This is a genomic window from Kribbella sp. NPDC104740 (assembly GCF_055583505.1).
Map to the genome: position 1 here is coordinate 148,155 of NZ_JBVJNV010000009.1, position 26,408 is coordinate 174,562.

The following is a 26,408-nucleotide window of genomic DNA, read 5'->3' on the forward strand; positions in this document are numbered from 1 at the left end:
TGTCCATCGGTCTCGCTGAGACCGAGATTCTGCCTGCCCACGCCTGAAAGGGATGTTCTGAGCGCCTTGGACCCGCGGTCCCCACTCGTGATCGACACCCACGAGCTGTCTCGCCGCGCCGGGTCCCAGCGCGAAGTCTCCTTCACGGTTCCGGCACCGGCCGATCTCGGGATCGACGTGATCGGCGTACCCGAAGGCGACCCGATCCAGTTCGACCTACGACTGGAAGCGGTGGTCGAAGGGGTGCTCGTGACCGGGACGGCCCAGGGCCGGCTGGTCGGGGAGTGCGCGCGGTGCCTGGTCGACATCGAGGACGAGTTCCTCGCCGACGTCCAGGAGCTGTACGTCTACCCGGAGAGCGACGCCGAGCCCGACGAGGCCAGCCGGATGGAGGGCGATCTGATCGACCTCGAGCCGGCGCTGAGGGACCAGGTGGTGCTCGCACTGCCGTTCACGCCCTTGTGCAACGACGACTGTGCCGGTCTGTGCCCCGAGTGCGGGGTGCGGCTGGACGACGCGCCGGGGCACAAGCACGAGGACGCGGTCGATCCTCGCTGGTCGGCTCTCAGCGGGCTGGTCGCGCAGGACGACCGGCCGGACCAGTAACCTCAGAACTTCCCGTACCGCGGTACGGGGGCAGTACAACTACAGAGCAACCGCACACCAAGCCGGCCGGGTTCTCGAGCCTCCGGCCGAACCGAGGAGTCATAACCGTGGCCGTTCCGAAGCGGAAGATGTCGCGCAGCAACACCCGCAGCCGCCGGGCCCAGTGGAAGACCACTGCCCCGTCGCTGGTGACCTGCGTGAACCCCGCCTGCCGCGCGAAGCACCTGCAGCACACCGTTTGCCCGACCTGCGGCCAGTACGGCGCGAAGGGCGAGCGTCGCCAGGTCGTCGAGAGCTAAACGGCACCTACCCAGTGAATTCGGTCAACGAGACGGGGCTCTACGCCGAGCTGAACCAGCGGCTCGGCGTATCGCTGGCTGACGAACTACTGGAGCACGCCTTCACCCACCGTTCGTTCGCGTACGAGAACGGTGGGTTGCCGACCAACGAGCGGCTGGAGTTCCTCGGGGACTCGGTGCTCGGCGTCATCGTCACGGAGTCGCTGTTCCGCAACCATCCGGACCTGTCCGAGGGCCGGCTGGCCAAGCTGCGCGCCGCCGTGGTCAACATGCGCGCGCTCGCCGGGGTCGCCCGCGACCTCAAGCTCGGCAAGTACCTGCGGCTCGGGCGCGGCGAGGAGGCCACCGGCGGCCGGGACAAGTCGTCGATCCTGGCCGACTGTGTCGAGGCACTGATCGGCGCCGTCTACCTGGACCGTGGGTTCGAGGTGGCCGGCGGCGTCGTGCACACGCTGTTCGACGAGCTGATGGAGTCGTCGGCGCGGCTCGGCGCCGGTCTGGACTGGAAGACGTCGCTGCAGGAGCTGGTCGCCCAGCTCGGCGTCGGCGTCCCCGAGTACGTGATCGCCGAGTCCGGACCGGACCACGCCAAGACCTTCGAGGCGCGGGTCCGGATCGGTTCCGACACCTACGGTCACGGCATCGGCCGGAGCAAGAAGGAAGCCGAGCAGCAGGCGGCCGAGACGGCCTGGAAGGCGTTGCGCGCGGCTCATCCCGACAGCATCGATCCCTCCCAGCAGCCCTGAGGTGCCTGAGCTTCCTGAGGTCGAGGTCGTTCGCCGCGGACTCGCGGACTTCACCACCGGGCGGACGATCGACGCCGTCGACGTACTGCACCCTCGTCCGGTCCGGCGGCACCTCGCCGGGCCGGACGATTTCGTCGCCACCCTGAAGGGCCAGACCTTCGGGGCTCCGGCCCGTCGCGGCAAGTACCTGTGGCTCCCGCTGCAGTCCGGTGACGCCGTCCTCGCGCACCTCGGGATGAGCGGCCAGTTCCGCGTCCAGCCGGTCGGGACGCCGGACGAGAAGCACCTGCGGATCCGGTTCCGGTTCGCCGACACCGGCGGAGAGGTCCGTTTTCTGGACCAGCGGATGTTCGGTGGTCTGTCGTACGCCGAGGGCGGCGCCGAGCTGCCGGCCGAGATCGCGCACATCGCCCGCGACCCGTTCGACCCGCTGTTCGACCTGGACGAGGCAGCGGCCAAGCTGCGCCGCCGCAAGACCGGCCTGAAGCGGGCGCTGCTCGACCAGACGGTGGTCTCCGGGATCGGCAACATCTACGCCGACGAGGCGTTGTGGCGGGCCAAGCTGCACTACGCCAAGGCCACCGAGACCCTGAAACCCCAACAGGCCAAGGAGATTCTCGGCCACGCCAAGGCCGTGATGGCCGAGGCGCTGGACGTCGGCGGCACCAGCTTCGACGCCCTGTACGTCAACGTGAACGGGGAATCGGGCTACTTCGAGCGCGGTCTGGCGGTCTACGGCCAGGAGGGTTCGCCGTGCCCGCGCGACGGCCGCCCGATCCGGCGCGAACCGTTCATGAACCGTTCCTCGTTCCGCTGCCCGAAGTGCCAGCCGGTGCCGCGACACGCCCGGTGGTGAGCACTGAACGGTGATTTGACGTACCCCAGGTTGACCCTTGGCTCAGTGGGTGTCACCCTGAAAGACGGCACATCTTTTGAGAAGCGCTCCTCGGACCTGGGGCGCTACCGGCCAGAAAAACCCTTCCGGAGGACAGCACAATGGCCAAGGCTCTTCTAGGGCATCTTGGAGGCACTGACCCGCGTCTGCTCGAGCAGGTTCGACTGCTCAACCGGCGCGTCGCGGACCTGGAGGCGCACGTGATGCGGCTGCAGGCGGAGAACGACCACCTGGTCGCAGCCGTACACGACGGTCGGCTGCTCACCGTGGACGAGGCACTGAACGAGCCTGCCCACGTCTGACCAGCGCGACAGACCAGTCAGTACCAGCTGACCCGGGACCGTCCGGTCCCGGGGAGCTTTCGCACCGTCCGCAGCACCTGAGCCTGGATCCGTCGCGGATCCAGGCTACGGCGGCGGCCCACGTCCGGGCCTCCGCCGTACTTTTTGCGTTTTCCGCGCCGGACCGAGCGCCTGCACCGAGCGCGCGGCCGGCCGACGTAGACTCGGGCCTGGAACACCTTCCCCCGGGTAGCCGCAGCGTCACCGGCAGTTACGACGGTTCCAACGGATACCGGCTGTCCTTTCACGGGTTGGGAGCAAGGCTTTGTACCTGAAGAGCATGACGCTCCGGGGCTTCAAGTCGTTCGCCTCGGCGACGACGATGAACTTCGAACCAGGGATCACCTGCATCGTCGGCCCGAACGGCTCCGGCAAGTCCAACGTCGTGGACGCGCTGGCCTGGGTGATGGGCGAGCAGGGCGCGAAGTCGCTGCGCGGCGGCAAGATGGAGGACGTCATCTTCGCCGGCACCTCCGGCCGCAGCCCGCTGGGCCGGGCCGAGGTGGTGCTCACCATCGACAACACCGACGGCGCGCTGCCGATCGAGTTCGCCGAGGTGACGATCTCCCGGACGATGTTCCGCAACGGCGGTTCCGACTACCAGATCAACGGCCAGAACTGCCGGCTGCTCGACGTCCAGGAACTGCTCAGCGACTCCGGTATCGGCCGCGAGATGCACGTCATCGTCGGCCAGGGCCAGCTCGACTCGATCCTGCGCGCCACCCCCGAGGGCCGCCGCGGCTTCGTCGAGGAGGCGGCCGGCGTCCTGAAGCACCGCAAGCGCAAGGAGAAGGCGCTGCGGAAGCTGGAGTCGACCGAGGGCAACGTGCACCGCCTCGGCGACCTGATCACCGAGATCCGCCGCCAGCTCAAGCCGCTCGGCCGGCAGGCCGAGGTGGCCCGGCGCGCGGTGACGATCCAGGCCGAGGTCCGCGACGGCCGCTCCCGGCTGCTCGCCGACGACATCGTCCAGGCCCAGTCCGCGCTCGAGGCCGAGCTCAAGGACGAGGCCGCGATGACCCAGCGCCGGGCCGAGATCGAGGAGGCGCTGCGCGAGGCCCGCGAGACCGAGGCCGACCTCGAGGAGGCGCTGCGCGAGGACGCGCCGGCGCTGCAGGCCGCCCAGGACACCTGGTACTCGCTGTCCGGCTTCGGGGAGCGGATCAAGGGCACCGCCCGGATCGCCGCCGACCGGATCCGGTCGCTGAACGACGAGGCCGACGAGCCGCGGGCCGGCCGCGACCCCGAGGAGCTGGAGCTGGAGGCGGCCCGGGTCCGCGAGACCGAGGCCCAGATCGAGGCCGAGGTCGAGGCGCACTCCGAGGTGCTCGCCGAGTCGATCGAACGCCGCCAGCAGCTGGAGGCCGAGCACGCCGAGGAGGAGCGCCGGATCGCCGCGCTGATCCGGGCGTCCGCCGACCGCCGCGAGGGCCTGGCCCGGCTGACCGGCCAGGTGAACGCGCTGAAGAGCCGTGCGTCGGCCGCCGAGTCCGAGATCGGCCGGCTGGCCGCGAACCAGCGCGAGGCCGAGCAGCGCGCCGCGAAGGCGCAGCACGACTTCACCGCCCTGGAGACCCAGGTCGCCGGGCTGGACGCCGGTGAGAAGGGCCTCGACGACCAGTTCGAGGCCGCGCAGAGCGTCCTCGACGAGATGGACGAGCGGCTCACCAAGGTCCGCGCCGAGGAGCGCGACGCCGAGCGGGAGCGGACCGGTCTGGCCGCCCGCAAGGAAGCCCTCGAGATCGGCCTGAACCGCAAGGACGGCGCCGGCGCCCTGCTGGCCGCCTCCGAGCAGGTGACCGGGCTGATGGGTTCGGTCGCCGCGCTGCTGAGCGTCCGTACGGGGTACGAGACCGCGATCGCGGCTGCCCTCGGCGAGGCCGCCGACGCGGTCGCCGTGACGCACACCGCCGCCGCCGTCGAAGCCGTCGGGCACCTGAAGGAGCACGACCTCGGCCGCGCCGGGATGCTGCTCGGCGACGCTCCCGCGGAGGACCAGTCGTCCTGGCCGCAGCTGCCGTACGGCGCGACGTACGCGGTGGAGGTCGTGGACTGCCCCGAGCAGTTGCGCCCGGCGCTGCGCCGGCTGCTGCGCAAGGTCGCGGTCGTCGACGACGTGGCCGCTGCGCAGTCCCTGGTCCAGCACCTGCCCGACGTCACCGCGACCACCCGGCAGGGCGACGTACTGGGTGCGCACTTCGCGTACGGCGGGTCCGACGCCGCGCCGAGCCTGATCGAGGTGCAGTCCGCGGTCGACGAGGCCGCCGAGAAGCTCACCGAGGCGACGGCGCGCAGCGAGCGGCTGCGGTTCGAGCTGGCCGCGCTGGAGCAGGAGCGCAGCGCGCAGAAGGAGCACGTCGAGATCACGCTGGCCCGGCTGCACGAGTCGGACGCGGCGATGGCGGCCGTGGCCGAGCAGCTGGCCCAGTTCGGGTCGATGGCCAAGGCGTCGCGCGGCGAGGCGCAGCGGATGGCCGAGGCGATCGCCGCGGCCGAGGAGGAGCGCGACCGGAACCTGTCCGGTCTCGCCGACCTCGAGCAGCGGCTCAGCGACGCGGAGATGTTCGACGAGGACGGCGGCGACGAGCCGGACCCGACCGAGCGCGACCGGCTCAGCGAGGCGGCCAAGGCCGGCCGCGCGGCCGAGATGGAGGCGCGGCTGGCGCTGCGCACCACCGAGGAGCGGGCGCGGGCGCTGTCCGGCCGAGCCGACTCGCTGGAGCGCGCGGCCCGGCAGGAGCGCGAGGCGCGGGCCCGGGCGATCGCTCGGGCGTCGCGGCGGGCGCGGCAGTCGGAGGCGGCGCAGGCCGTGCACCTGGCCGCCGGGCACGTGCTGGCTCGCCTGGAGAGCTCGCTGCAGCTCGCGGCGACCGAGCGCTCGGCGATCCAGGCGCAGCGCGCCGACCGGGAGAAGGGGCTGGCTCAGGCTCGCTCCTCCACGCGCAACCTGAGCTCCGACCTGGAGCAGCTGACCAACACCGTGCACCGCGACCAGCTCGCCCGGGCCCAGCAGAAGATGAAGCTCGAGCAGCTGTACGAGAAGGCGCTCGGCGAGCTGGGCACCGAGGTCGAGCAGCTCGTCGCGGAGTACGGGCCGGACCAGCTGGTCCCGCCGCTGCCGCCGAAGGAGGGCGAGGACCCGGACGTCGAGCGGCCGGGGGAGCCCTTCAACCGGACCAAGGTGGAGAAGCGGCTCAAGTCCGCCGAGCGCGCGCTCGGCCAGCTCGGCCGGATCAACCCGCTCGCCCTCGAGGAGTTCGAGGCGATGGAGGAGCGGCACCGCTTCCTCGCCGAGCAGCTCGACGACCTGAAGAAGTCCCGCCGGGACCTGATGGACATCGTCAAGGAGGTCGACGAGCGGGTCGAGCAGGTCTTCACCGAGGCCTACCGCGACGTCGAGGTCGCCTTCGAGCACGTCTTCAGCCGGCTGTTCCCCGGCGGTGAGGGCCGCCTGGTCCTGACCGACCCGAGCGACATGCTCGCCACCGGCATCGACGTCGAGGCCCGCCCGCCGGGCAAGAAGGTCAAGCGCCTGTCGCTGCTGTCCGGTGGTGAGCGCTCGCTCGTCGCGGTCGCGTTCCTGGTCGCGCTGTTCAAGGCCCGCCCGTCGCCGTTCTACATCCTCGACGAGGTCGAGGCCGCGCTCGACGACACCAACCTGGGCCGCCTGCTGGAGATCTACGAGGAGCTGCGCGAGAACAGCCAGCTCCTGGTGATCACCCACCAGAAGCGCACGATGGAGGTCGCCGACGCCCTGTACGGCGTGACGATGCGCGGCGACGGCGTCTCGGCGGTCATCTCCCAGCGCATCCGGGAGACCGAACCGGCGTAGCGCCGCCGGTCAGCGCTGGTTGATTGAGTTCTTGACTTCCATGAGACGACCGGTCATATTGGTGGCATGGCACGCAGGAGTATGCGGGAGGAGATCGTCGACGCGGCGCTGGCCCAGTTTCACGAGAAGGGGTTCAACGCGGCGGCGGTCAAGGACATCACGGATCGGGCCGGGGTTCCGAAGGGGTCGTTCTACAACCACTTCGCGAGCAAGGAAGCGCTGGCGATCGTCGCCCTCGAGCGGTACGGCGAGCAGCGGCGGCTGACCGATCTGTCCGACCCGGCGGTGCCTCCGGTGCAGCGGATCCGCAAGCACTTCGAGTTCCTGCGTGACGAGATCGTCCAGTTCGGGATCGCCCGCGGCTGCCTGCTCGGCAACTTCGGGACCGAGATCGTCGACCACAGCGACCCGATCCGGGCCGCCGTCAACCACGGCCTCGGGTGCTGGAGCGACCTGCTCGCCAAGGCGATCGCGGAAGGGCAGGAGGCCGGCGAGATCCGCGCCGATCTGCGGCCCGACCAGGTCGCCCGCTACCTGCTGTCGGCCTGGGAGGGGACGCTCATCCAGGCCCGCGCCGACAAGTCGCAGGCGGCCTTCGACGTGTTCTTCGCGCTCACCTTCGACAGCCTGCTGAAGCCGTAATCTTTCCAGCCCCTCGGACCGAGGGGCTTCTCTCGAGGAGCGCAAGATGACCGACCGTCTTGGAGCCTATCGCGCCGTCGAGGCGCTCGACGGGGTCTTCACCCTGGTCGACAAACCCTTCACCGCGCCGCCGCCCGGGCAGGTCCGGATCGCCGTCGAGGCGTGCGGGATCTGCCACAGCGACGAGGCCGGCGTGCACAACCTGCTCGGCGCGCTGCCACCCGGTACGCCGGTCGTCCCCGGTCACGAGGTCGTCGGCCGGATCGACGCACTCGGCGAGGGCGTCACCGGCCGCGCGATCGGCGACCGGGTCGGTGTCGGCTTCCACGCCGGCCCGTGCCTGGTCTGCGCGAACTGCCGCCGCGGCGACTTCGTCTTCTGCACCGACCAGCCGATCGCCGGTGTCAGCGTGGACGGCGGGTACGCCGAGTTCATGACCGTCCGGGCCAGCGGCCTGGTCGCCGTACCGGAGGGCATCTCGGCCGCCGAGGCCGCGCCGCTGCTGTGCGCGGGGATCACCGTGTTCAACGGCCTGCGCAAGGGCGCCGCCCGGGCCGACGCGCTGGTCGCCGTCCAGGGCATCGGCGGTCTCGGCCACCTGGCCGTCCAGTACGCCGCCAAGCTCGGCTACCGCGTCGTCGCGATCGCCCGCGGCGAGTCCAAGCGCGACCTGGCGCTGAAGCTCGGTGCCGACGAGTACGTCGACAGCACGGCCGTCGACCCGGCCCAGGCGCTGCAGGAGCTCGGCGGCGCCGACGTCGTCATCGCGACCGGGACCAGCGGCGCCGCGATCACCGCGCTGCTCGGCGGGCTCGCGCTGCACGGCCGCCTGGTCGTCGTCGGTGTCACCAGCGACCCGGTCGAGGTCGGGATGTCGCTGATCTTCAACGACCAGACCATCCAGGGCTCGCTCACCGGCAGCCCCAGCCAGAACGAGGAGAACCTCGCGTTCGCCCTCGCGCACGACGTCCGGCCGCTGGTCGAGACGGTTCCGCTCGAGCAGGCCGGTACGGCGTACGCGCGGATGCTGTCCGGCGAGGCCCGGTTCCGGATGGTCGTCATCACCGAAGGAGCACAGCTGTGAGCCAGTTGATTCTGAACGCGATCGGCGACATCGACACGAACATCGAGCTGGTCGAGGCGCCGGACCTGGCGGTCGGCGCCGGGGAGGCGCTGGTCCGGATCGAGGCGGCCGCGGTCAACCCGGTCGAGTTCATGATCGCCGCCGGGATGTACGGCTACCAGGCGCAGGTTCCGTTCGCGCTCGGTACCGAGGGGGTCGGTCGCGTCGTCCGGGCCGACGACCCGGAGCTGGCGGGCAAGCGGGTGCTGATCGTCCCGAACTACCAGCAGGGCACGTGGGCCGACGAGGTCGTGGTCGAGGCCGCGAACCTGGTCGTCATCCCGGACGAGGGCGACGCGCTGCAGCTCGCGATGGTCGGGGTGAACCCGCTGACGGCGTACAAGCTGCTGACGGAGTTCGTCGAGCTGAAGCCGGGCGACTGGGTCGGGCAGAACCTCGGCAACTCGGCCGTCGGGCAGTACGTGATCGGGCTCGCCAAGCACCTCGGGCTGAAGACCGTGAGCGTCGTACGGCGTGAGGAGGCGGCGGCCAAGCTCCGCGAGCTCGGCGCCGATCTGGTGGTCGTCGACGGCGAGGACCTGGCCGGGCGGATCAAGCACCGCCTGGACGGCGCCGAGCTGAAGCTCGCGCTGGACGGCACCGGCGACGACACCATCGGCGCGCTCGCTCAGGCCGTCGAGTTCGGCGGCACGGTGGTCAGCTACTCGAGCGTCACCGGCCAGCCGCCGGTGGTCGGGCTCGGCGACTACATCTACCGCCAGCTGTCGCTGCGCGGCCTGTGGATCGTCAACTGGCTGAGCACCGCGCCGAAGGCCGAGCTCGACAAGACCTACACCGAGCTCGCGGCGCTGGTCGCCTCCGGAGTGCTCGGCGCGGAGGTGGCGGCGACGTACCAGGTGGCCGACTTCCGCAAGGCGCTCGAGCACGCCCGCGAAGCCGGCCGGACCGGGAAGATCCTGTTCAGGCCGTGATCGTCATCGAGGCGAGCCGGTCGCCCTGGACGTCGAAGGTGAAGTGGGACGGGCCGTTGAAACCGTCGCCGCCGACCTGGGTCAGCAGGGTGACCGGGTTGCCGGCGGTGGCGACCGACGTCGCGGCGAAGGTCACGTTCTTGCCGATGAACTCGGCGTCGCTCCAGGACCGGATCCGGTCCTGGCCCTGGAACTTGCGGCCCCAGTCGTCGACGTAACCGTCGGCGTGGAAGGCGGCGACGAAGGCGTCGGCGTCGAGCTGGTCGATGGCGTCCAGGGCGCGCTGGACCGCGGCAGGGATGTCGTTGCTCATGACGTGACGATAACCCCGCTGAACCGGTCCGGGGATCTGTCCGTGTGGAGGGTGTTGACAAACACCCATTCCGAGGAGCAGGACCCATGAAGCGTTTCGCCTTTGCCGCCGCCACCGCCGTACTCGGCCTGGCGGCCCTGACCGCCTGTGGTGGCGGTGACGACACCCCGGCTGCCGCCCCGCAGAGCCAGAGCACCGCCAGTACGCCGGACGCCGGCTCCGCCCCGAAGCTGGCGACGGCGGACGTCGCGAACTTCGGCAAGGTCGTTGTCGACGGCAACCAGCGCACCCTGTACGTGTTCGACAACGACACCGCGTCACCGTCGAAGTCGAACTGTGACGGCGAGTGTGCCGCGCTCTGGCCGCCGGTGAAGGCCGGGACGGCCGCGCCGCAGCTGGACGGTATCGACGCCTCGCTGGTCGGCACGGTGACCCGGACCGACGGCAGCAAGCAGGTCACGCTGGCCGGTCTGCCGCTGTACCAGTACGCCCCCGACACCCAGGCAGGCGACGGCAAGGGCCAGGGCGTGCTCGGCAAGTGGTGGGTGGTCGGTGCCGACGGCAAGAAGATCACCACTCCGGCCGGGGGCAGCGACTCCGGCAACAGCGGCTACTGAGCCGCGGTCATGTCCATCGGACACGCGCTGCAGGGCCCGCCGGCGGGCCCTGCGCCCGTCCGGCGGGCGGCATCGCCTATCGTACGAACGACCGCGAGCATCGAGGCCGGGAGGACCGCGGTGGGCGAGCCGGACCGCAGTGGCGAGGAGCTGATCCGCGCCCTGTACGCCGAGCACGGCCGCAGCCTGCTCGCGTACGCCACCCGGCTGACCGGCGACCGGGCCGCCGCCGAGGACGTCGTCCAGGAGACCCTGCTGCGGGCCTGGAAGCACTCCGACGACCTGGTGTCGGGCAAGGGCTCGGTGCGCGGCTGGCTGCTGACCGTGGCCCGCAACATCGTCACCGACCGGGCCCGGGCGCGCGCCGTCCGGCCGGCCGAGGTCGCCGAGGTGGAGGACCTGCCGCCGGTGCAGGGCGACCACTCCGAGTCGGTCGTGAACAGCATGGTCGTCCTGGAGGCGCTGGAGCAGGTCACGCCGGAGCACCGCGAGGTCCTGGTCGAGCTGTACTACCGCGGCCGGACCGTGACCGAGGCAGCCAAGGAGCTGGGCGTCCCGCCCGGTACCGTGAAGTCGAGATCGTATTACGCCCTCCGAGCGCTGCGGAGCGTGCTGGGCGGAACCGGAGCGGAGGTGGCCCGATGAGTACGAGCGAAGGCGGGCACGACCGCTCCCAGCTCGGCGCGTACGCGCTGGGTTCGCTGGAGCCGGACGAGGCCCGTGAGGTCGAGCAGCACCTGGCCGGTTGCGCCGAGTGCCGCGACGAGCTGGCCGAGTTCGAGGAGATGAAGGAGTTCCTCGGCGAGGTTCCGCCGGAGGCGTTCCTGGACGGGCCGCCGGCCGACGGGGACCTGCTGCTGCAGCGGACGCTGCGGGCTGCCCGGACGACTTCTGTTGAGGCGCTCCCGGCGCAGCAGGTCGAGACCGCCTCGCGGCGAAGGGCCAGGCCGTGGCTGCTGGCGGCAGCTGCCGCGGTGGTCGTCGCCGGTGCGCTCGGCGGCGGTGTGGCGATCGGCCGGCAGTCGGTCGACCAGGTGGTCGCCGAGGACACCCCGGCCGGGTCCAAGCAGGTCAGCACGACCGACGCCGCGACCGGTACGACGATGGCCACGACAGTGGAGCCGCGGACCGGCTGGAGCTGGGTCGTGGTCAAGCTGACCGGTCTGAAGGCCGGCGCCGAGTGCGAGATGCTCGTCACCGACACCTCCGGCCGGACGTGGACGGCGGGGAGCTGGACGGTGTCGGAGAAGGCTGCCCAGGAGGGGAGCCGGTTCAGCGGCGGTGTGCTGGTCCCGGTCGAGCAGGTGCGTTCGGTGGAGATCCGGACGGTCGCAGGGGAGCACCTCGTCACCACCCAGGTCTGAAAACCCGGTTGCCGCAAGGGAGAGGATGGACGCGTGGCTGACTCCTCCGAAGACCTGAAGGTACGCCGTAAGGCCGCCGCGGCCGAGTCCACCCGCTGGCTCACCGGGCGGCGGCCGTCGGCGGCGGACACGCTCCGCCGGCTCGCCGACGTGGCCACCGACGAGCAGCGCGACAGCTACGGCGGTGGCGGTGAGGTCGCGCTGCTGGAGGCGGAGGTCGCCGAGCTGCTGGGCAAGCCGGCGGCCGTCTTCATGCCGACCGGGATCGCCGCGCAGCAGAGCGTGCTCCGGGTCTTCGCAGACCGGGCCGGTACGCAGCGGGTCGCCGTCCACGGGCTGTCACACCTGCTGGTGCACGAGCTGAACGCGCTGGAGGAGGTGCACCACCTCCGGATCGAGCGGCTGTGTTCCGAGCCGCGGCAGCCGCGGCCGGACGAGCTGGCCGCCGTACCGGGTGCGCTGGCGGCGGTGACGCTGGAGCTGCCGCTGCGCGACGCCGGGTACGTGCTGCCGACCTGGGACGAGCTGGTGATCTTCGCCGAGGCCTGTACGGCGCGCGGCGTACCGCTGCACCTGGACGGTGCGCGGCTGTGGGAGAGCACGCCGTACCTCGGTCACAGCCTGGCCGAGATCGCCGAGCTGGCCACCACCGTCTACGTCTCGTTCTACAAGGGCCTGGGCGGCCTGGCCGGGGCATCGGTCGCCGGGCCGGTCGACGTCATCGCGGAGGTCCGCCGCTGGCAGCGCCGGCTCGGCGCGAACCCCTACACCCTCTTCCCGTACGCCGTGGCCGCGCGCGAGGGCCTGCGCTCGGTGCTGCCGCTGATGGGTGACCTGCACGACCGTGCGGTCGAGCTGGCCGTCGCGCTGCAGGCCACCGGCTACCGGGTCTTCCCCGAGCCGCCGCACACGAACTCGTTCCGCGTCTACGCGCCGCGCCCGGCCGACAAGATGGAGCGGGCCGCCGTGCGCCGGATGGAGGCGACGCGCGAGTCGCTGACCTGGACCTGGCAGCCGGCCGACGTCCCGGGCTGGTCGTGGGTCGAGCTGGTGGTGACTCCGGACACGTTGGCGTGGCCGGTCGACGAGGTGGCCAAGGCTTTCGGGGAACTTCTGGAAGACTAGGTGCGTATCACCAGTGAGGTTGTTCGCATTCCAGGCGGGGAGAGTTGTAGGTCAGTGCTGACGTTCGTTTTCACCATGATTGTTCTGCTGGTTCTTTCGGGGCTCGTGCTGCTGGCGGTGGCGCGAGGTGAGGGTAAGCACTTCGGGTAAGTAGTTGCTTCGAGCAACAAAAGGCGTCAGCGGACGGCTTCGGCCAGCGCCTTCAGCACGGGAGCGGCGACGGTGACGGTGGGCAGCACGAGCAGTGCGACCGCCGTCGCGTAGGTGGCCGCCGACAGCAGGGGGAAGCGCGGTTCGGGGTCGGCCAGACGCTGGACTCTCAGCACCGTCGCGGACTTGGCCATCGCCATGCCCGCGGCGGGTGCCGGGGAGCCGGCCAGCGCGACCAGTGCGCGGGCCAGCGGGAGCGGGCCGTTGCGGCGGCGGGCGTCGTCGTCGGCGAGCAGCTCGACGAGCGTGCGCGCCTGCTCCAGCGCCACGTCGCTGCGGACCCAGCGCGGGAACGCCATGTGCAGCGCCGTGAACGCCTCCAGCACCAGGTCGTGCCGGGCGCGCAGGTGCGCCTGCTCGTGCGCCAGTACGGCGCGCAGCTCGCTCTCGTCGAGCCGGTCGAGCGCGCCCACCGACACCACGACACGGGAGCCGCGCATCGCGGGCAGGCAGTAGGCGAGCGGCGTCTCTTCGGCCAACACTCGCAGCCCGGGGATCAGGCCGTCCGGTGTGGCCAGTACGTCGACCAGGTCGCGGTGGCGCTTGCGGCGGGCGCGCGTGCCGACGGCGACGCGGCCGGCGGCGTACAGGAGTCTGATGGCGACCAGGGCGGTCAGCGCGAGCACTGCGGCCGCGGCCAGATCGCGTGGGGACGACGGGTCGAAGCGCGGCTCGCCGGGCTCGCCGGCTGTCGAGTAGGACAGGGAGATGCCGGCGCCGAGCGCAGCCAGTACGGCGGCGATCGCCAGCGCCTGCCAGAGCGCTACTGCCGCGCGCGGGATCCGGTACGGCCAGCTGGAGCGAGCCAGCAACGCCGGGGCCGGCCCGGTCAGCACCAGAGCCAGTGCCGCGAGCAGGATCGGGGTGATCACCCCTCTCGCGCCTCGAGCTTGCTCAGGGCCTCGCGCAGCAGCGCGGCCTCCTCGTCGGAGACCTGGCCGACGAACCGGACCAGCGCCTCCCGGCGGTCGCCGGCCTGGTCGAGCGCGTCCCGCATCAGGTCGACGGCCAGGTCGGCGCGCGGCGCGGAGGCCTTGTAGCGCCAGGCCTTGCCGTCGCGCTCGCGCTCGGTCAGCTTCTTCTTGGCCAGCCGGTCCAGCACCGTCATCACGGTGGTGTAGGCCAGGTCGCGGGTGAGCGAGAGCCGCTCGTGCACCTCCCGCACGGTGAGCGCGCCCTCGGCCGCCCAGAGCTGCTCCATCACCACCCGCTCGAGCTCGCCGAGCGGTCGCGGAGCCTTCGGGTCGGTGGTCACGTGACCAGTATAACTACAGGTTGTAGTAGATCGTCGGCGGCATCTACTACATCCCGTCGTAGATCTGCGCTAGCATCTACTACGTAACGTCGTAGATCTTCGGGAGGGGCCCCGATGGACACGCTCGACCTGGCCCGCTGGCAGTTCGCGGTCACCACCGTGTACCACTTCTTCTTCGTGCCGGTGACGATCTCGCTGGTCGCGATCACGGCCGGCCTGCAGACCGCCTGGGTGCGCACCGGCAAGGACAAGTACCTGCGGCTGACCAAGTTCTACGGCAAGCTCTTCCTGATCAACATCGCGATGGGTGTGGTCACCGGGCTGGTCCAGGAGTTCCAGTTCGGGATGAACTGGAGCGACTACTCGCGCTTCGTCGGCGACGTGTTCGGCGCCCCGCTGGCGCTGGAGGGGCTGCTCGCGTTCTTCCTGGAGTCGACGTTCATCGGGCTCTGGATCTTCGGCTGGGACCGGCTGCCGAAGAAGGTGCACCTGGCCTGCATCTGGATGGTCGCGCTCGGCACGCAGCTGTCGGCGTACTTCATCCTGGCGGCCAACTCCTGGATGCAGAACCCGGTCGGCTTTCGCTACAACGCCGAGCGCGGCCGCGCCGAGCTGACCGACTTCTGGTCGGTGCTGACCAACAAGGTCGTCCTGGTCACCTTCCCGCACACGATCTTCGCCGCGTTCATGGTCGGCGGCGCGTTCGTCGCCGGGGTCGCGATCTGGCACCTGGTCCGCCGGCCGGGCGTCGACACCGCGGCGTTCCGGACCGCGATGAGGCTGGGCGCGGTGATCGTGATCGCCGCCGGGGCCGGCGTGGCGCTGAGCGGCGACCAGCAGGGCAAGGTGATGACCGAGGTGCAGCCGATGAAGATGGCGGCGGCCGAGGCGCTCTACCAGTCCGAGAAGCCCGCCGCGTTCTCGGTCTTCACGGTGGGGACGCTGGACGGCTCGAAGGAGATCTTCTCGGTCAAGGTGCCGTACCTGCTGTCCTTCCTGGCCACCGGGACCTTCGACGGCGAGGTGCAGGGCATCAACAACCTGCAGGAGGCCTACGAGAAGCTCTACGGCCCCGGCTCGTACAACCCGAACGTCCCGCTGACCTACTGGACCTTCCGGCTGATGATCGGGGTCGGGATGACCTCGGTCGCGCTGGCCGCGCTGCTGCTGTGGATGACCCGGAAGGGCCGCGAGCCGCACCGGCTGCTGATCTGGATGGCGCTGCCGCTCCCGCTGCTGCCGCTGTTCGCGAACGTCTTCGGCTGGGTGTTCACCGAGACCGGGCGGCAGCCGTGGCTGGTGTTCGGGCTGCTGCCGACGTCGGCGGGAGTGTCACCGGGGACGACGACCGCGGAGGTGCTGACCAGCCTGATCGGCTTCACGCTCCTGTACGGCGTACTGGCGGTGGTCGAGGTGAAGCTGATGTTCAAGTCGATCCGGGCGGGGCTGGCCGGTTCTCCGGCGCCTGAGGATCCCGACGGGCCCGACTCCGACGACGGCTCGGCCGAGGCCAAGCCCCTGTCCTTCGCGTACTGAGGGGATGACGATGGAACTGACGACGGTCTGGTTCATGGTGATCGCGTTCCTGTGGATCGGTTACTTCGTGCTCGAGGGCTTCGACTTCGGCGTCGGCGCGCTGCTCCGGGTGCTCGGCCGCGACGAGCCCGAGCGGCGGGCGGTGGTGACCACGATCGGGCCGGTCTGGGACGGCAACGAGGTCTGGCTGGTGACGGCCGGCGCGATGACGTTCGCGGCCTTCCCGGAGTGGTACGCGACGCTGTTCAGCGCGTTCTACCTGCCGCTGTTCGGGATCCTGGTGGCGCTGATCCTGCGCGGGGTCGCGCTGGAGTACCGCGGCAAGCGCGACGACCTGCCGTGGCGGTCACGGATGGACACGCTGATCGTGATCGGGTCGCTGGCTCCGGCACTGCTGTGGGGGATCGCCTTCGCGAACCTGGTTCGCGGCATCCCGCTGGACGCGTCGTACGAGTTCGTCGGTGGGTTCGGTGACCTGTTGAGCCCGTTCGCGGTGCTGGGCGGTCTGACCTTCACGGCCGTCTTCGTGGCCCACGGCGCGATCTTCCTGGCACTCCGTACGACGGACGAGCTGCGCGAGCGGGCGAACCGGCTGGCCGGGTGGACCGGGCTGGTGGCGGCTGTGCTCGCCGTCGGGTTCCTGGCCTGGGCCCAGCAGCTCCGCGGCGACCGCTGGTCGGTGCTGATCGCCGTACTGGCTGCGCTGGCGCTCGTCGGTGGGCTGGTCGCGAACAGGTTGCGCCGGGAGGGCTGGGCGTTCGCCGGGACCGCGCTGGCGATCGCGCTGACGGTGACGTCTCTTTTTGTCGCCATGTTCCCCGCGGTGCTGCCGTCGACGCTCGACCCCGGCTCGACGCTGACCACCGCGGCGGCCGCCTCCACGCCGTACACCTTGAAGATCCTGACCGTCGTCGCGGCGATCTTCACGCCGCTGGTGATGCTCTACCAGGGCTGGACGTACTGGGTGTTCCGCAAGCGCGTGATCGTCGGCGTCTGATGAAGCCCCTCGATCCGCGGTTGCTGCGCCGGGCCGAGGCGGCCCGGCTGTTCCTGGTCGGGTCGGTGCTGATCGGTGTCGCCACGGGGGCGCTGGTCATCGTGCAGGCGGTGCTGCTCGCCCGCGGGATCTCCGGTGTCGTGCTGCACGGCTCTGGTGTCGGTGAGGTGGCCTGGTTGCTGGCGGCGGTTGTCGCCGGCCGGGCGGCGTTGACCTGGTTGCAGGAGGTCGTTGCCCAGCGGGCGGCGGCTGCGGTGAAGTCGACGCTGCGGCGACAGGTGCTGGAGCACTCCCTGAAGCTGGGACCGGTCTGGCTCAGTGGCGAGCGCAGCAGCCGGCTGACGACGCTGCTGACCAAAGGGCTGGACGACCTCGACCCGTACTTCGCCCGGTACCTGCCGCAGCTGGTGCTGGCTGCGACTGTGCCCGCTGGAGTCATCGGCTGGATGGCCACGGGTGACCTGGTCGCCGCCGCGACGGTGGTGGTGACGCTGCCGCTGATCCCGGTGTTCATGGCGCTGGTCGGCTGGGCCACGCAGGCGTACAGCCGGCGGCGGCAGCGGGCGCACGCCGTACTGGCTCATCATTTCTCCGACGTGATCTCCGGGCTCGCGACGCTGAAGCTGTTCGGCCGCGCCAAGGGCCAGGCCGAGTCCGTACGCCGGGTGACCGAGGAGCACCGGGTCGCGTCGATGGCGAGCCTGCGGCTGGCGTTCCTGTCGTCGTTCGTGCTGGAACTGCTGGCGAGCATCTCGGTCGCGCTGGTCGCCGTCGGGGTCGGGCTGCGGCTGGTGGACGGGAAGCTCGGGCTGGAGACGGCGCTGCTGGTGCTGATCCTGGCGCCGGAGGCCTACCTGCCGTTGCGGCAGGTCGGTGCGCAGTTCCACGCGAGTGCGGACGGGGTGGCGGCGAGCGAAGAGGTGTTCCGGGTGCTGGAGACGCCGCTGCCGCTGGCGGGCGACCGGACCGACGTACCGGACCTGCGGACGACCGGGCTGCACCTGCACGACGTGACCGTCGGGTACGCCGACCGGTCGGCGCTGCGGAGCTTCGACCTGGACCTGTGGCCGGGGGAGGTGGTCGCGCTGACCGGGCCGAGCGGTGCGGGGAAGTCGACCGTGCTGGCGGCGATCCTCGGGTTCGTCGTCCCGGAGTCCGGGGTGATCGTGGCGGGTGGGAGCGCGATGGACGAGTTCGACATGGGCTTGTGGCGGCAGCAGTTCGGGTGGGTGCCGCAGCGGCCGGGGCTGCGGGTCGGGAGCATCGCGGAGAACGTGCGGTTGGGCAGGCCCTCGGCGACCGATGCTGAGGTGCGAGCGGCGTTGGACACGGCAGGGGCTGCTGAGCTGGAGCTGGAAACGCCGGTGGGAGAGCAGGGGCAGTTGCTGTCGGGTGGGCAGCGGCGGCGGGTGGCGCTGGCTCGGGCGCTGGTGACCGATGCGCCGGTGCTGCTGCTGGACGAGCCGACGGCTGGGCTGGACCCAATGGCCGAGGCTGCTGTGGTTGCTGGGCTGCGGTCGACCGGGCGGACGGTACTGCTGGTCGCGCACCGGCCTGCGTTGATGGAGGCGGCTGATCGAGTGGTGTCGGTGACGAGGGAGCTGGTGCCGGTATGAGCCTGCTGGTGATGCCGGAGCGTGGAGTGAGGCTACGGCTGCTGCTGGCTGTCCTGGCCGGGGTGCTCGGGTCCGGGATGGCGGTCGGGCTTTTGGCCACGTCGGCGTGGCTGATCACCAAGGCCTCTGCTGAGCCGCCGGTGCTCACGCTGCTGGTGGCGATCGTGGCGGTGCGGGCCTTCGGCGTCGGCCGCGGTGTCTTCCGGTACGTCGAACGGCTGGCCGGCCACGACGCGGCGTACCGGGTGCTGGGCGACACCAGGGCGCGGATCACCGAGCGGCTGGAGCTGCTGGCGCCTGTCGGGCTGGCGTCGACCCGCAGCGGGGACCTGCTGGCGCGGCTGGTGCTGGACATCGATGCGGTGCTCGACCTGTGGTTGCGGGTGCTGCTGCCTTTAGTGGTCGCGGTGGTGACGGCGACGGCGACTGTTGGGCTGCTGGTGTTGCTGCTGCCGGTGGCGGGTGCTGCGGTGGCTGTGGCGGTGCTGGTCGCGTGCACGGTGGTGCCGTGGCTGACGGCGGCCAGTGCTGCGCGGGCCGAGCGGATGATGGCTGGGCATCGCGGTGAGGTCGCGGCGGCTGCGACCGAGAACCTGCAGACCGCGGGCGACGTACTGGCGTTCGGGGCGGTCGAGCAGGTGCTGGCGTCGTTCGAAACGGCGGACCGGCGGCTGGCGGCGGCGCAGCAGCGGTCTGCGTGGAGCACTGGGCTCGGCGGCGCGCTGCTGGTGCTGTGCGTCGGGGCGGCGAGCATCGCTGGGCTGGTGCTCGGGACTGGTGAGTCGGGGCCGGTCTACGCGGTGCTGGTGCTGACGCCGCTGGCGCTGGCTGACGTGCTGGGCGGGGTGCCGCTCGCTGCGCAGCTGGCGATCCGGGTGCGCGCTGCGCTGCAGCGGGTCGAGGACCTGCTGGGTACGCCGGTGCCGGTGGCTGAGCCCGTCGAGTCGCTGCCGATGCCGGTGGGGTCTGGGCTGCAGGTCCGGGGGCTGCGGGCCGGCTACGGGCCGGACGACGTGCTGCGCGATCTGGATCTGGACCTGCCCGCGGGGAGCCGGGTGGTGATCACCGGTCCGAGCGGGTCCGGCAAGAGCACGCTGGCCTTGGTGCTGCTCCGCTTCTTGGAGCCGCGCGGCGGTGAGGTTCTGCTGGGCGGTTCCGACGTACGGGGGCTGGACAGCGACCAGGTGCGGACGAAGGTCGGGTTGCTGACGCAGGAGAGCTACGTGTTCGACACGAGCATCCGGGAGAACCTGCTGCTCGCTAAGCCCGGTGCGAGCGACTTGCAGCTGTGGAACGCGCTCTACCGAGCCCGGCTCGGTGACTTCGTGCACGACCTGCCGAAGGGGCTCGACACGATGGTGGGGGAGCACGGCGCCCGGTTGTCCGGCGGAGAGCGGCAGCGGCTCGCGCTCGCCCGGCTGCTGCTGGCCGACCACGACGTACTGGTCCTGGACGAGCCGACCGAGCACCTGGACGAGGAGACCGCCCGGAGCCTGCTGACCGACCTGTACCGCGCGGCGGGCCGCCGTACCGTCGTACTACTTACCCACCGCCCGGAGCTGGCGCCTCACCCAACGCGACCGATCGTGGTTCTGGCTTGAGCATCTGCCAAGATGGGGAACCGTGTTGACTCCTCAGCTTGTCCCGATGCTCGCCGACGCCGCCCTGATCGTCATCGTCGCGGTGGTCGTGGTCCTGGTCGCGGCCGGAACCGCCGGGCTGGTCGTTGCCCGGCGCCGGACCCGTGAGCTGCCGCCGGCCACTCCGACCGCGCCGATCGAGACGGCGGAGCCGACCGTCGGCGAGGACGCCGAGGAGCCGCGCGACACCCCCACCCGCACGCTCGAGGACACCGAGCTGCCGACGCTGGAGAAGCCGGAGTCCGCGCAGGGCCGCTTGGTCCGGCTGCGCTCCCGGCTGGCCCGCTCGCAGGGCTCGCTCGGCAAGGGCCTGCTCGCGCTGCTGTCCCGCGACAAGCTCGACGACGAGACGTGGGAGGACATCGAGACCACGCTGATCACGGCCGACGTCGGTGTCACCCCGACCCAGGAGCTGGTCGAGCGCCTGCGCACCCGGGTCCGGGTCGAGGGCGTCGGCGGTGAGCAGGCCCGCGCGATCCTCCGCGAGGAGCTGATCACGCTGGTCGACCCGTCGCTGGACCGGTCGCTGAAGGTGGACCGGGACGACGACCAGCCCGCGGTGATGCTGATGGTCGGCGTCAACGGGACCGGCAAGACCACCACCGTCGGCCGGCTGGCCCGGGTCCTGATCGCCGAGGACAAGAAGGTGCTGCTCGGCGCGGCCGACACGTTCCGCGCGGCCGCGGCCGACCAGCTGCAGACCTGGGGCGAGCGGGTCGGCGCCCGGACCGTGCGCGGCCCGGAGGGCGGCGACCCGGCCAGCATCGCGTTCGACGCGGTCAAGCAGGGCATCGAGCAGCAGGCCGACGTGGTGCTGATCGACACCGCCGGGCGGCTGCACACCAAGACCGGTCTGATGGACGAGCTCGGCAAGGTCCGCCGGGTGATCGAGAAGACCGCCGAGGTGGACGAGGTGCTGCTCGTCATCGACGCCACCACCGGGCAGAACGGGCTGACCCAGGCCCGGGTGTTCGCCGAGGTGATCAACGTGACCGGCCTGGTGCTGACCAAGCTGGACGGGACCGCCAAGGGCGGCATCGTGATCGCGGTGCAGCGTGAGCTCGGCGTACCGGTGAAGCTGGTCGGGCTCGGCGAGGGCGCCGACGACCTGGCGCCGTTCGACCCCGAGCAGTTCGTGGACGCGCTGCTCGACTGAGTACCGGTTCTCGCTCGGCCCGTTTGAACCGGCGCCGATCTGGTATCAAGAAACATGAGCCGACCGAGGATCGTCATCGTGGGCGCCGGGTTCGCCGGGTTCCACGCGGCCAAGACGTTGTGCCGGGTCAGCAAGGGCCGGGCCGACATCGTGCTGGTCAACCCGACCGACTACTTCCTGTACGTGCCGCTGCTGCCGGAGGTGGCCACCGGCATCCTGGAGCCGCGCCGGCTGACGGTGTCGCTGGCCGAGGCGCTGCCGGACGTCCAGCTGGTGCTGGGCGAGGTGGACGGGCTCGACCTGGACAGCCGGACGGTGTCGTACGAGGACCCGGCCGGCCAGGCCGGCTCGGTGCAGTACGACCGGCTGGTGATCGCCGCCGGCAGCGTGAACAAGCTGCTGCCGATCCCCGGTGTCGCCGAGCACGCGCACGGCTTCCGGGGCATCCCGGAGGCGGTGTTCCTGCGCGACCACATGATCCAGCAGATCGAGCTGGCCGACGCCACCGACGACCAGGACGAGCGGGACGCGCTCTGCACGTTCATCGTGGTCGGAGCCGGCTACACCGGGACAGAGGTCGCTGCGCACGGCGTGCTGTTCACCGAGCTGCTCAAGAAGCACCGGCCGCGGCTGCGGGACCAGCGGATGCGCTGGATGCTGCTGGACATCGCTGACCGGGTGCTGCCCGAGCTGGACAAGCGCCTGTCCCGCACGGCCGACAAGGTGCTGCGCAAGCGTGGTGTCGAGGTCCGGATGGGCCTGTCGGTCGAGGAGGTCAAGCAGGACTGCGTCCGGCTGACCGACCAGACCGAGATCGCCACCATGTCGCTGGTCTGGTGCGTGGGCGTTCGGCCGGACCCGGTGGTCGAGGGGCTCGGTTTGAAGACCGAGAAGGGCCGGCTGGTCGTCGACGAGTACCTGAACGTGCCGGGACACCCGGACGTGTTCGCCTGCGGTGACGCGGCCGCCGTACCGGACCTGACCCGGCCCGGCGAGGTGACGCCGATGACTGCCCAGCATGCCGAGCGCCAGGGCCGACGGGCCGCGCACAACGTCGCCGCCTCGTTCGGGACCGGCGAGCGCAAGCCTTACGTGCACAAGGACCTGGGCTTCGTGGTGGACCTCGGTGGGATCGACGCGGCGGCCAACCCGCTGCAGATCCCGCTCGGCGGGCTGCCGGCCAAGGCGGTGACCCGCGGCTACCACCTGCTCTCGATGCCGGGCAACAGGATCCGTACGGCGACCGAGTGGCTGTTCGACGCGACGCTGTCCCGTCAGAGCACACACCTGGGCCTCATCCCGGCCGTCGACGTACCGCTGGAGACAGCGAGCCCGGAGCGCGTTCGGCGGCACCCGTAGGCGGTAGGTTCCTGCAGCATGGAGCTGGAGTACCTGCTGCGCGAGCTGACGCCCCGGGTGGTCGGTGCCGTCGTACGGCGTACTGGTGACTTCGCCGCGGCCGAGGACGCGGTGCAGGAGGCGCTGCTCGCCGCTGCGCGCACCTGGCCGCGTGACGGCGTACCGGACAACCCGCGGGCGTGGCTGATCCAGACCGCGCACCGGAAGGTCATCGACGAGATCCGGCAGGAGCAGGCGCGGCGCAAGCGCGAGGAGCTGGCCGCGCAGCGCGACGTACCGGCTGAGGAGGTGGAGGACAGCGACGACACGCTGCGGCTGCTGTTCATGTGCTGCCACCCGGACCTCACCGCCGCGTCGGCGATCGCGCTGACGCTGCGTGCTGTCGGCGGGCTCACCACCACCGAGATCGCGCAGGCCTACCTGGTGCCCGAGTCGACGATGGCGCAGCGGATCAGCCGGGCCAAGCAGAAGCTCAAGGGCGCGTCGTTCGAGCTGGCGCAGGACGACGAACGGCTGCGCAACGTGCTGCACGTGCTCTACCTGATCTTCAACGAGGGCTACACGTCCAGCAGCGGTCCGGAGCTGCACCGCAGCGACCTGGCGGCGGAGGCGATCCGGCTGACCCGCATGGTGCACGCGCTGCTGCCGGAGAACGGCCAGGTCACCGGTCTGCTCGCGCTGATGCTGCTGACCGATGCCCGGCGGGACGCGCGGACCGGGCCGTCCGGCGAGCTGATCCCGCTGGCCGAGCAGGACCGCTCGCGGTGGGACCGCGAGCTGATCGCCGAGGGGGTCGCGCTGGCGGTCGACGCGTTCAGTCGGCCGCCGCTGGGGGAGTACCAGCTGCAGGCGGCGATCGCTGCGCTGCACGACGAGGTGGACAAGCCGGAGGACACCGACTGGCCACAGGTACTCGGCCTGTACGACCTGCTGGAGCAGCTGTCCGGCAACCCGATGGTGACCCTCAACCGGGCAATCGCAGTGGCCATGGTCGACGGGCCGGACGCGGGTCTGGCCGTGCTGGAGCCGCTGGACGAGCCGCTGGCCGGGCACTACCGGCTGGACGCCGTACGGGGGCATCTGCAGGAGATGCGGGGTGACAGCGAGGCCGCTGCGGAGCACTTCCGCGCAGCGGCCCGGCGTACGACGAGCTTGCCGGAACGGGACTACCTGACGCTGAAGGCCGCCGCGGTCAGTGGTGCTGCGCGAAAGCCGCAGTGATCTCGTCCGGGCCCTCACCTGTTGCCAGCAGCAACTTCAGCAGCACCCGCGCCTTGTAGGGGTCGAGGAAGCCGCCGTCGATGAGGCCCCTGTTGAGAAGGTCCGACTCGGAGCCCACGGCCTTGTAGGTGCTGCGCAGCACCGAGCCACCACCGGTCCGCGACGTCAGTACGACGGGCATCCGCTCAGCCAGCGCACCGAGCACCGGAGCGAGCGCTGACGGCACGTGGCCGACGCCGTAGCCGGCAACGACCAGACCCTGGTGCGTGTCGGCCAGCCCCTCCAGCAGCAGCCCGTCGTCGTCCAGCGTGACGGTGTAGAGCGCCACCCGCGCAGCGTCGAGGTCAGCAGCCTCCGGCCGACCCGGTACGCCGTCCTGCCGCGCGGGCTTGGCCAGGATGCGCACCTGGTCCTCGACCAGGTGGCCGATCGGACCGGCGTTGGGCGACGCGAAAGTCGCCGTACTGGTGCTGTGCGTCTTGCGGACCCAGCGGGCGGCGTGGATCTGGTCGTTGAACACCACCAGAGCGCCCAGGTCTCGAGCAGCGGGGGAGCAGGCGACGCGTGCGGCGGCCAGCAGGTTCGCCGGGCCATCAGGACCGGCCAGCGTCGGGTTGCGCATCGCGCCGGTCAGCACGAACGGGTGCGGGTGCGGCCACACCTGGTCGACCACGAACGCGGTCTCCTCCAGCGTGTCCGTGCCCTGGGTGACGACCACACCGGAAGCACCGGCGCTGACGGCCTTGGAGGCTGCGTCGACGACGTCCAGCATCGTCGCCAGCGTGAGGTTTCCGCTCGGCACCGACTCGACGTCCTGCACCTCCAGGGGTGCACTCAGCTCGGCCAGCCCCGGCACTGCCGCCGTCAGCTCGGCACCGGTCAACCGGTTCGAGCCGCCGGCCACGGAAATCGTGCCGCCGAGGGTGAAGAGCGCGACGCTCACAGGTGTTTCCTCTCGTCCTACTGCCGGGCCGACGGCAGCCTACTGTGACTTGGCGCGTACGTGCAGTCGCTCTCCCTGCGGACCGAACAGACACAGCATCTCCACCGGCCGCGGACCGGGATTGCCGAACCAGTGCGGGATCCGGGTGTCGAACTCGGCGACCTCGCCCTCCTTCAGGACGAAGTCCTGGTCGTCCAGCACCAGCCGCAGCTCGCCGGACAGCACGTACACCCAGTCGTAGCCCTCGTGGGTCTGCTGCTTCACCTCGCCACCGGGCCAGCCGGCCGGGGCGATCTGCTTGAAGGCCTGCAGGCCACCCGGCCGCCGGCTCAGCGGGATCACGATCGCGCCGTGGTGCCGCTTGATCGGCCGGGCGTGGATCCGTGGGTCACCGGTCGGAGGAGCGTCGACCAGCTCGTCCAGCTGGACCTGGTGCGCCCGGGCCAGCGGCAGCAGCAGCTCCAGCGTCGGGCGCCGCTGGCCCGACTCCAGCCGGGAGAGCGTGCTGATCGAGATGCCGGTGGAGGTCGCGAGGTCGGTCAGCGTGGTCCCGCGCTCCTGACGCAGCCGGCGCAACCGCGGACCGACCGCCTCGAGCACGTCGTCGAAGTCGTTCACCTTGCCATCTTGGCAAAGATCTTTGTCATTTTCGAGAACTCTGCCGATTCTGGGGACAGACCTAGCGAAGGAGACGCAGATGTACGACGTGATCGTGATCGGCGGCGGGGTGGCCGGGCTGAGCGGGGCGCTGCCCCTGGTCCGGTCCCGCCGGTCGGTCCTGGTGATCGACCAGGGCGAGCCGCGCAACGCCCCCGCCGACGGGGTGCACAACTTCCTGACGCGCGACGGGATCCCGCCGCTGGAGCTGACCGCGCTCGGCCGCCAGGAGGTGACCGGGTACGGCGGTGAGGTGGTCGACGGCACGGTCGTGTCGGCGCGTTCCGCGGCCGGCGGTTTCGTGGTCGAGACGGCCGACGGCCGGGCGTACGAGTCGCGGCGCCTGCTGGTGACGACCGGGCTGACCGACCAGCTGCCCGGCGTACCGGGGCTGGCGGAGCGGTTTGGGCGGGATGTACTGCACTGCCCGTTCTGCCACGGCTGGGAGGTGCGGGACCAGGCGATCGGCGTACTGGCGACTGGGCCGGCGGCGATCCACCAGACGATGATGTTCCGCCAGCTGAGCGACGACGTGACGCTGTTCCTTCACACCGGGCCGCAGCCGACCGAGCAGGAGTGGGAGGAGCTCGCCGCGCGCGGGATCTCTGTGGTGCAAGGCGTTGTGGAGCAGGTGGAGGTCAGCGACGACCAGGTGACCGGCGTACGGCTGGAGGGCGGCAGGGTGATCCCGCGACAGGCGCTGGCCGTGCAGAGCTACCTGCGGGCGCGTGCTGACTTCCTGGACGAGCTGGGCCTCAAGGCGGTCGAGCGGGAGTTTCGCGGGATCTCGATCGGGACCGCTGTCGAGGCCGGGCCGGGTGGGACGACCAGCGTCCCCGGCGTCTGGGTAGCGGGCAACGTGACCGACCCGATGAGCCAGGTGGTCACCTCGGCGGCTGCTGGATTCTCGGCCGGTGCTGCGATCAACGGCGATCTGGTCGGAGAAGACACCCGGTTGGCTGTGGCCGCACGCAGTAGTTGAG

General features: G+C 71.0%; 26 protein-coding genes. 21 read left to right on the plus strand and 5 right to left on the minus strand.

Annotated features, from left to right (window positions below; translation table 11 throughout):
• Nucleotides 1–87: 87 nt before the first annotated feature.
• From ACZ6Z4_RS34760 to ACZ6Z4_RS34800, 9 genes are all read left to right on the plus strand, one after another.
• Complete coding sequence (locus tag ACZ6Z4_RS34760) at nucleotides 88–606, plus strand: YceD family protein (protein WP_465574863.1); 519 nt, start codon at nucleotides 88–90, stop codon at nucleotides 604–606.
• Between the two features lie 107 nt (nucleotides 607–713).
• Nucleotides 714–905 carry a 50S ribosomal protein L32 gene (gene rpmF / locus ACZ6Z4_RS34765; protein WP_077012766.1) on the plus strand — a complete coding sequence of 64 codons (192 nt, stop codon included), beginning with the start codon at nucleotides 714–716 and terminating at the stop codon, nucleotides 903–905.
• Nucleotides 906–919: 14 nt separating this feature from the next.
• Entirely contained in the window at nucleotides 920–1,651 is a 732-nt protein-coding gene (gene rnc / locus ACZ6Z4_RS34770) for a ribonuclease III (protein WP_363676357.1), read from the plus strand.
• 1 nt (nucleotide 1,652) lies between these two features.
• Entirely contained in the window at nucleotides 1,653–2,507 is an 855-nt protein-coding gene (mutM, locus tag ACZ6Z4_RS34775; protein WP_465574873.1) for a bifunctional DNA-formamidopyrimidine glycosylase/DNA-(apurinic or apyrimidinic site) lyase, read from the plus strand.
• 140 nt (nucleotides 2,508–2,647) lie between these two features.
• On the plus strand, nucleotides 2,648–2,848 hold the full coding sequence (locus tag ACZ6Z4_RS34780; RefSeq protein WP_363676355.1) for a hypothetical protein: 201 nt from the start codon (nucleotides 2,648–2,650) through the stop codon (nucleotides 2,846–2,848).
• Between the two features lie 319 nt (nucleotides 2,849–3,167).
• Nucleotides 3,168–6,719, plus strand: coding sequence for a chromosome segregation protein SMC (gene smc / locus ACZ6Z4_RS34785; RefSeq protein WP_465574881.1), 3,552 nt, complete (start codon nucleotides 3,168–3,170; stop codon nucleotides 6,717–6,719).
• A gap of 66 nt (nucleotides 6,720–6,785) precedes the next feature.
• Entirely contained in the window at nucleotides 6,786–7,361 is a 576-nt protein-coding gene (locus ACZ6Z4_RS34790) for a TetR/AcrR family transcriptional regulator (RefSeq protein ID WP_465574884.1), read from the plus strand.
• A gap of 46 nt (nucleotides 7,362–7,407) precedes the next feature.
• Complete coding sequence (locus ACZ6Z4_RS34795; RefSeq protein ID WP_465574887.1) at nucleotides 7,408–8,445, plus strand: zinc-binding dehydrogenase; 1,038 nt, start codon at nucleotides 7,408–7,410, stop codon at nucleotides 8,443–8,445.
• Nucleotides 8,442–9,416: a zinc-dependent alcohol dehydrogenase family protein gene (locus tag ACZ6Z4_RS34800; protein WP_465574894.1), complete on the plus strand. Its 975-nt coding sequence runs from the start codon at nucleotides 8,442–8,444 to the stop codon at nucleotides 9,414–9,416. Before ACZ6Z4_RS34795 ends, ACZ6Z4_RS34800 begins: the two co-directional genes overlap by 4 nt.
• Here the strand turns inward: ACZ6Z4_RS34800 and ACZ6Z4_RS34805 are convergent.
• Nucleotides 9,406–9,729 carry a nuclear transport factor 2 family protein gene (locus ACZ6Z4_RS34805; RefSeq protein WP_465574899.1) on the minus strand — a complete coding sequence of 108 codons (324 nt, stop codon included), beginning with the start codon at nucleotides 9,727–9,729 and terminating at the stop codon, nucleotides 9,406–9,408. The two genes, ACZ6Z4_RS34800 and ACZ6Z4_RS34805, sit on opposite strands and share 11 nt — an antisense overlap.
• A gap of 86 nt (nucleotides 9,730–9,815) precedes the next feature.
• Here ACZ6Z4_RS34805 and ACZ6Z4_RS34810 point away from each other — a divergent pair, with 86 nt between their 5' ends.
• The 4 genes from ACZ6Z4_RS34810 to ACZ6Z4_RS34825 all read left to right on the plus strand — a co-directional run bounded on the left by ACZ6Z4_RS34810 (nucleotide 9,816) and on the right by ACZ6Z4_RS34825 (nucleotide 12,835).
• Nucleotides 9,816–10,346: a hypothetical protein gene (locus tag ACZ6Z4_RS34810; RefSeq protein WP_465574903.1), complete on the plus strand. Its 531-nt coding sequence runs from the start codon at nucleotides 9,816–9,818 to the stop codon at nucleotides 10,344–10,346.
• A gap of 120 nt (nucleotides 10,347–10,466) precedes the next feature.
• A complete protein-coding gene (locus ACZ6Z4_RS34815; protein WP_363676349.1) occupies nucleotides 10,467–10,991 on the plus strand; it encodes a sigma-70 family RNA polymerase sigma factor in 525 nt (174 codons plus the stop codon).
• Nucleotides 10,988–11,710: an anti-sigma factor family protein gene (locus ACZ6Z4_RS34820; protein WP_465574908.1), complete on the plus strand. Its 723-nt coding sequence runs from the start codon at nucleotides 10,988–10,990 to the stop codon at nucleotides 11,708–11,710. The genes ACZ6Z4_RS34815 and ACZ6Z4_RS34820 overlap by 4 nt, the downstream gene beginning before the upstream one ends.
• A gap of 33 nt (nucleotides 11,711–11,743) precedes the next feature.
• Entirely contained in the window at nucleotides 11,744–12,835 is a 1,092-nt protein-coding gene (locus tag ACZ6Z4_RS34825) for a threonine aldolase family protein (protein ID WP_465574911.1), read from the plus strand.
• A 176-nt stretch (nucleotides 12,836–13,011) separates the two neighbouring features.
• Here the strand turns inward: ACZ6Z4_RS34825 and ACZ6Z4_RS34830 are convergent, their stop codons facing one another.
• Together ACZ6Z4_RS34830 and ACZ6Z4_RS34835 are read right to left on the minus strand one after the other, a co-directional pair.
• Nucleotides 13,012–13,917, minus strand: a complete 906-nt coding sequence (locus ACZ6Z4_RS34830; protein ID WP_465574916.1) for a M56 family metallopeptidase — start codon at nucleotides 13,915–13,917, stop codon at nucleotides 13,012–13,014.
• Entirely contained in the window at nucleotides 13,914–14,300 is a 387-nt protein-coding gene (locus ACZ6Z4_RS34835) for a BlaI/MecI/CopY family transcriptional regulator (RefSeq protein ID WP_465574920.1), read from the minus strand. Before ACZ6Z4_RS34835 ends, ACZ6Z4_RS34830 begins: the two co-directional genes overlap by 4 nt.
• A 114-nt stretch (nucleotides 14,301–14,414) precedes the next feature.
• Here ACZ6Z4_RS34835 and ACZ6Z4_RS34840 point away from each other — a divergent pair, with 114 nt between their 5' ends.
• Genes ACZ6Z4_RS34840 through ACZ6Z4_RS34870 form a run of 7 tightly spaced genes read left to right on the plus strand, consistent with a single transcriptional unit; the run spans nucleotide 14,415 to nucleotide 23,825 of the window.
• Nucleotides 14,415–15,836 (plus strand): cytochrome ubiquinol oxidase subunit I, encoded by a 1,422-nt coding sequence (locus tag ACZ6Z4_RS34840; protein WP_465574925.1) that lies wholly within the window; start codon nucleotides 14,415–14,417, stop codon nucleotides 15,834–15,836.
• A 10-nt stretch (nucleotides 15,837–15,846) separates the two neighbouring features.
• On the plus strand, nucleotides 15,847–16,833 hold the full coding sequence (gene cydB, locus ACZ6Z4_RS34845; RefSeq protein ID WP_465575410.1) for a cytochrome d ubiquinol oxidase subunit II: 987 nt from the start codon (nucleotides 15,847–15,849) through the stop codon (nucleotides 16,831–16,833).
• Nucleotides 16,833–18,449 (plus strand): thiol reductant ABC exporter subunit CydD, encoded by a 1,617-nt coding sequence (cydD, locus tag ACZ6Z4_RS34850; protein WP_465574929.1) that lies wholly within the window; start codon nucleotides 16,833–16,835, stop codon nucleotides 18,447–18,449. Before cydB ends, cydD begins: the two co-directional genes overlap by 1 nt.
• Nucleotides 18,446–20,050, plus strand: a complete 1,605-nt coding sequence (cydC, locus tag ACZ6Z4_RS34855; RefSeq protein ID WP_465574935.1) for a thiol reductant ABC exporter subunit CydC — start codon at nucleotides 18,446–18,448, stop codon at nucleotides 20,048–20,050. Before cydD ends, cydC begins: the two co-directional genes overlap by 4 nt.
• A gap of 46 nt (nucleotides 20,051–20,096) precedes the next feature.
• Nucleotides 20,097–21,245, plus strand: a complete 1,149-nt coding sequence (gene ftsY / locus ACZ6Z4_RS34860; protein WP_465575413.1) for a signal recognition particle-docking protein FtsY — start codon at nucleotides 20,097–20,099, stop codon at nucleotides 21,243–21,245.
• 54 nt (nucleotides 21,246–21,299) lie between these two features.
• On the plus strand, nucleotides 21,300–22,604 hold the full coding sequence (locus ACZ6Z4_RS34865) for an NAD(P)/FAD-dependent oxidoreductase (protein WP_465574940.1): 1,305 nt from the start codon (nucleotides 21,300–21,302) through the stop codon (nucleotides 22,602–22,604).
• Nucleotides 22,605–22,622: 18 nt separating this feature from the next.
• Entirely contained in the window at nucleotides 22,623–23,825 is a 1,203-nt protein-coding gene (locus tag ACZ6Z4_RS34870; RefSeq protein ID WP_465574946.1) for an RNA polymerase sigma factor, read from the plus strand.
• Here the strand turns inward: ACZ6Z4_RS34870 and ACZ6Z4_RS34875 are convergent.
• Together ACZ6Z4_RS34875 and ACZ6Z4_RS34880 are read right to left on the minus strand one after the other, a co-directional pair.
• Entirely contained in the window at nucleotides 23,797–24,768 is a 972-nt protein-coding gene (locus tag ACZ6Z4_RS34875; RefSeq protein WP_465574951.1) for an asparaginase, read from the minus strand. The two genes, ACZ6Z4_RS34870 and ACZ6Z4_RS34875, sit on opposite strands and share 29 nt — an antisense overlap.
• A gap of 39 nt (nucleotides 24,769–24,807) precedes the next feature.
• A complete protein-coding gene (locus ACZ6Z4_RS34880) occupies nucleotides 24,808–25,386 on the minus strand; it encodes an XRE family transcriptional regulator (protein WP_465574953.1) in 579 nt (192 codons plus the stop codon).
• A gap of 79 nt (nucleotides 25,387–25,465) precedes the next feature.
• Here ACZ6Z4_RS34880 and ACZ6Z4_RS34885 point away from each other — a divergent pair, with 79 nt between their 5' ends.
• Nucleotides 25,466–26,407, plus strand: coding sequence for an NAD(P)/FAD-dependent oxidoreductase (locus ACZ6Z4_RS34885; protein ID WP_465574956.1), 942 nt, complete (start codon nucleotides 25,466–25,468; stop codon nucleotides 26,405–26,407).
• The last annotated feature ends 1 nt before the right edge of the window (nucleotide 26,408 follow it).

What these genes read in the sequence shown, in the direction of transcription:
- ACZ6Z4_RS34780 (WP_363676355.1), top strand. Translation starts at nt 2,648, where the DNA reads ATGGCCAAGGCTCTTCTAGGGCATCTTGGAGGCACTGACCCGCGTCTG.
- smc (WP_465574881.1), top strand. Translation starts at nt 3,168, where the DNA reads ATGACGCTCCGGGGCTTCAAGTCGTTCGCCTCGGCGACGACGATGAAC.
- ACZ6Z4_RS34790 (WP_465574884.1), top strand. Translation starts at nt 6,786, where the DNA reads ATGGCACGCAGGAGTATGCGGGAGGAGATCGTCGACGCGGCGCTGGCC.
- ACZ6Z4_RS34795 (WP_465574887.1), top strand. Translation starts at nt 7,408, where the DNA reads ATGACCGACCGTCTTGGAGCCTATCGCGCCGTCGAGGCGCTCGACGGG.
- ACZ6Z4_RS34805 (WP_465574899.1), bottom strand. Translation starts at nt 9,729, where the DNA reads ATGAGCAACGACATCCCTGCCGCGGTCCAGCGCGCCCTGGACGCCATC.
- ACZ6Z4_RS34810 (WP_465574903.1), top strand. Translation starts at nt 9,816, where the DNA reads ATGAAGCGTTTCGCCTTTGCCGCCGCCACCGCCGTACTCGGCCTGGCG.
- ACZ6Z4_RS34820 (WP_465574908.1), top strand. Translation starts at nt 10,988, where the DNA reads ATGAGTACGAGCGAAGGCGGGCACGACCGCTCCCAGCTCGGCGCGTAC.
- ACZ6Z4_RS34840 (WP_465574925.1), top strand. Translation starts at nt 14,415, where the DNA reads ATGGACACGCTCGACCTGGCCCGCTGGCAGTTCGCGGTCACCACCGTG.
- cydB (WP_465575410.1), top strand. Translation starts at nt 15,847, where the DNA reads ATGGAACTGACGACGGTCTGGTTCATGGTGATCGCGTTCCTGTGGATC.
- cydD (WP_465574929.1), top strand. Translation starts at nt 16,833, where the DNA reads ATGAAGCCCCTCGATCCGCGGTTGCTGCGCCGGGCCGAGGCGGCCCGG.
- cydC (WP_465574935.1), top strand. Translation starts at nt 18,446, where the DNA reads ATGAGCCTGCTGGTGATGCCGGAGCGTGGAGTGAGGCTACGGCTGCTG.
- ftsY (WP_465575413.1), top strand. Translation starts at nt 20,097, where the DNA reads ATGCTCGCCGACGCCGCCCTGATCGTCATCGTCGCGGTGGTCGTGGTC.
- ACZ6Z4_RS34865 (WP_465574940.1), top strand. Translation starts at nt 21,300, where the DNA reads ATGAGCCGACCGAGGATCGTCATCGTGGGCGCCGGGTTCGCCGGGTTC.
- ACZ6Z4_RS34870 (WP_465574946.1), top strand. Translation starts at nt 22,623, where the DNA reads ATGGAGCTGGAGTACCTGCTGCGCGAGCTGACGCCCCGGGTGGTCGGT.
- ACZ6Z4_RS34885 (WP_465574956.1), top strand. Translation starts at nt 25,466, where the DNA reads ATGTACGACGTGATCGTGATCGGCGGCGGGGTGGCCGGGCTGAGCGGG.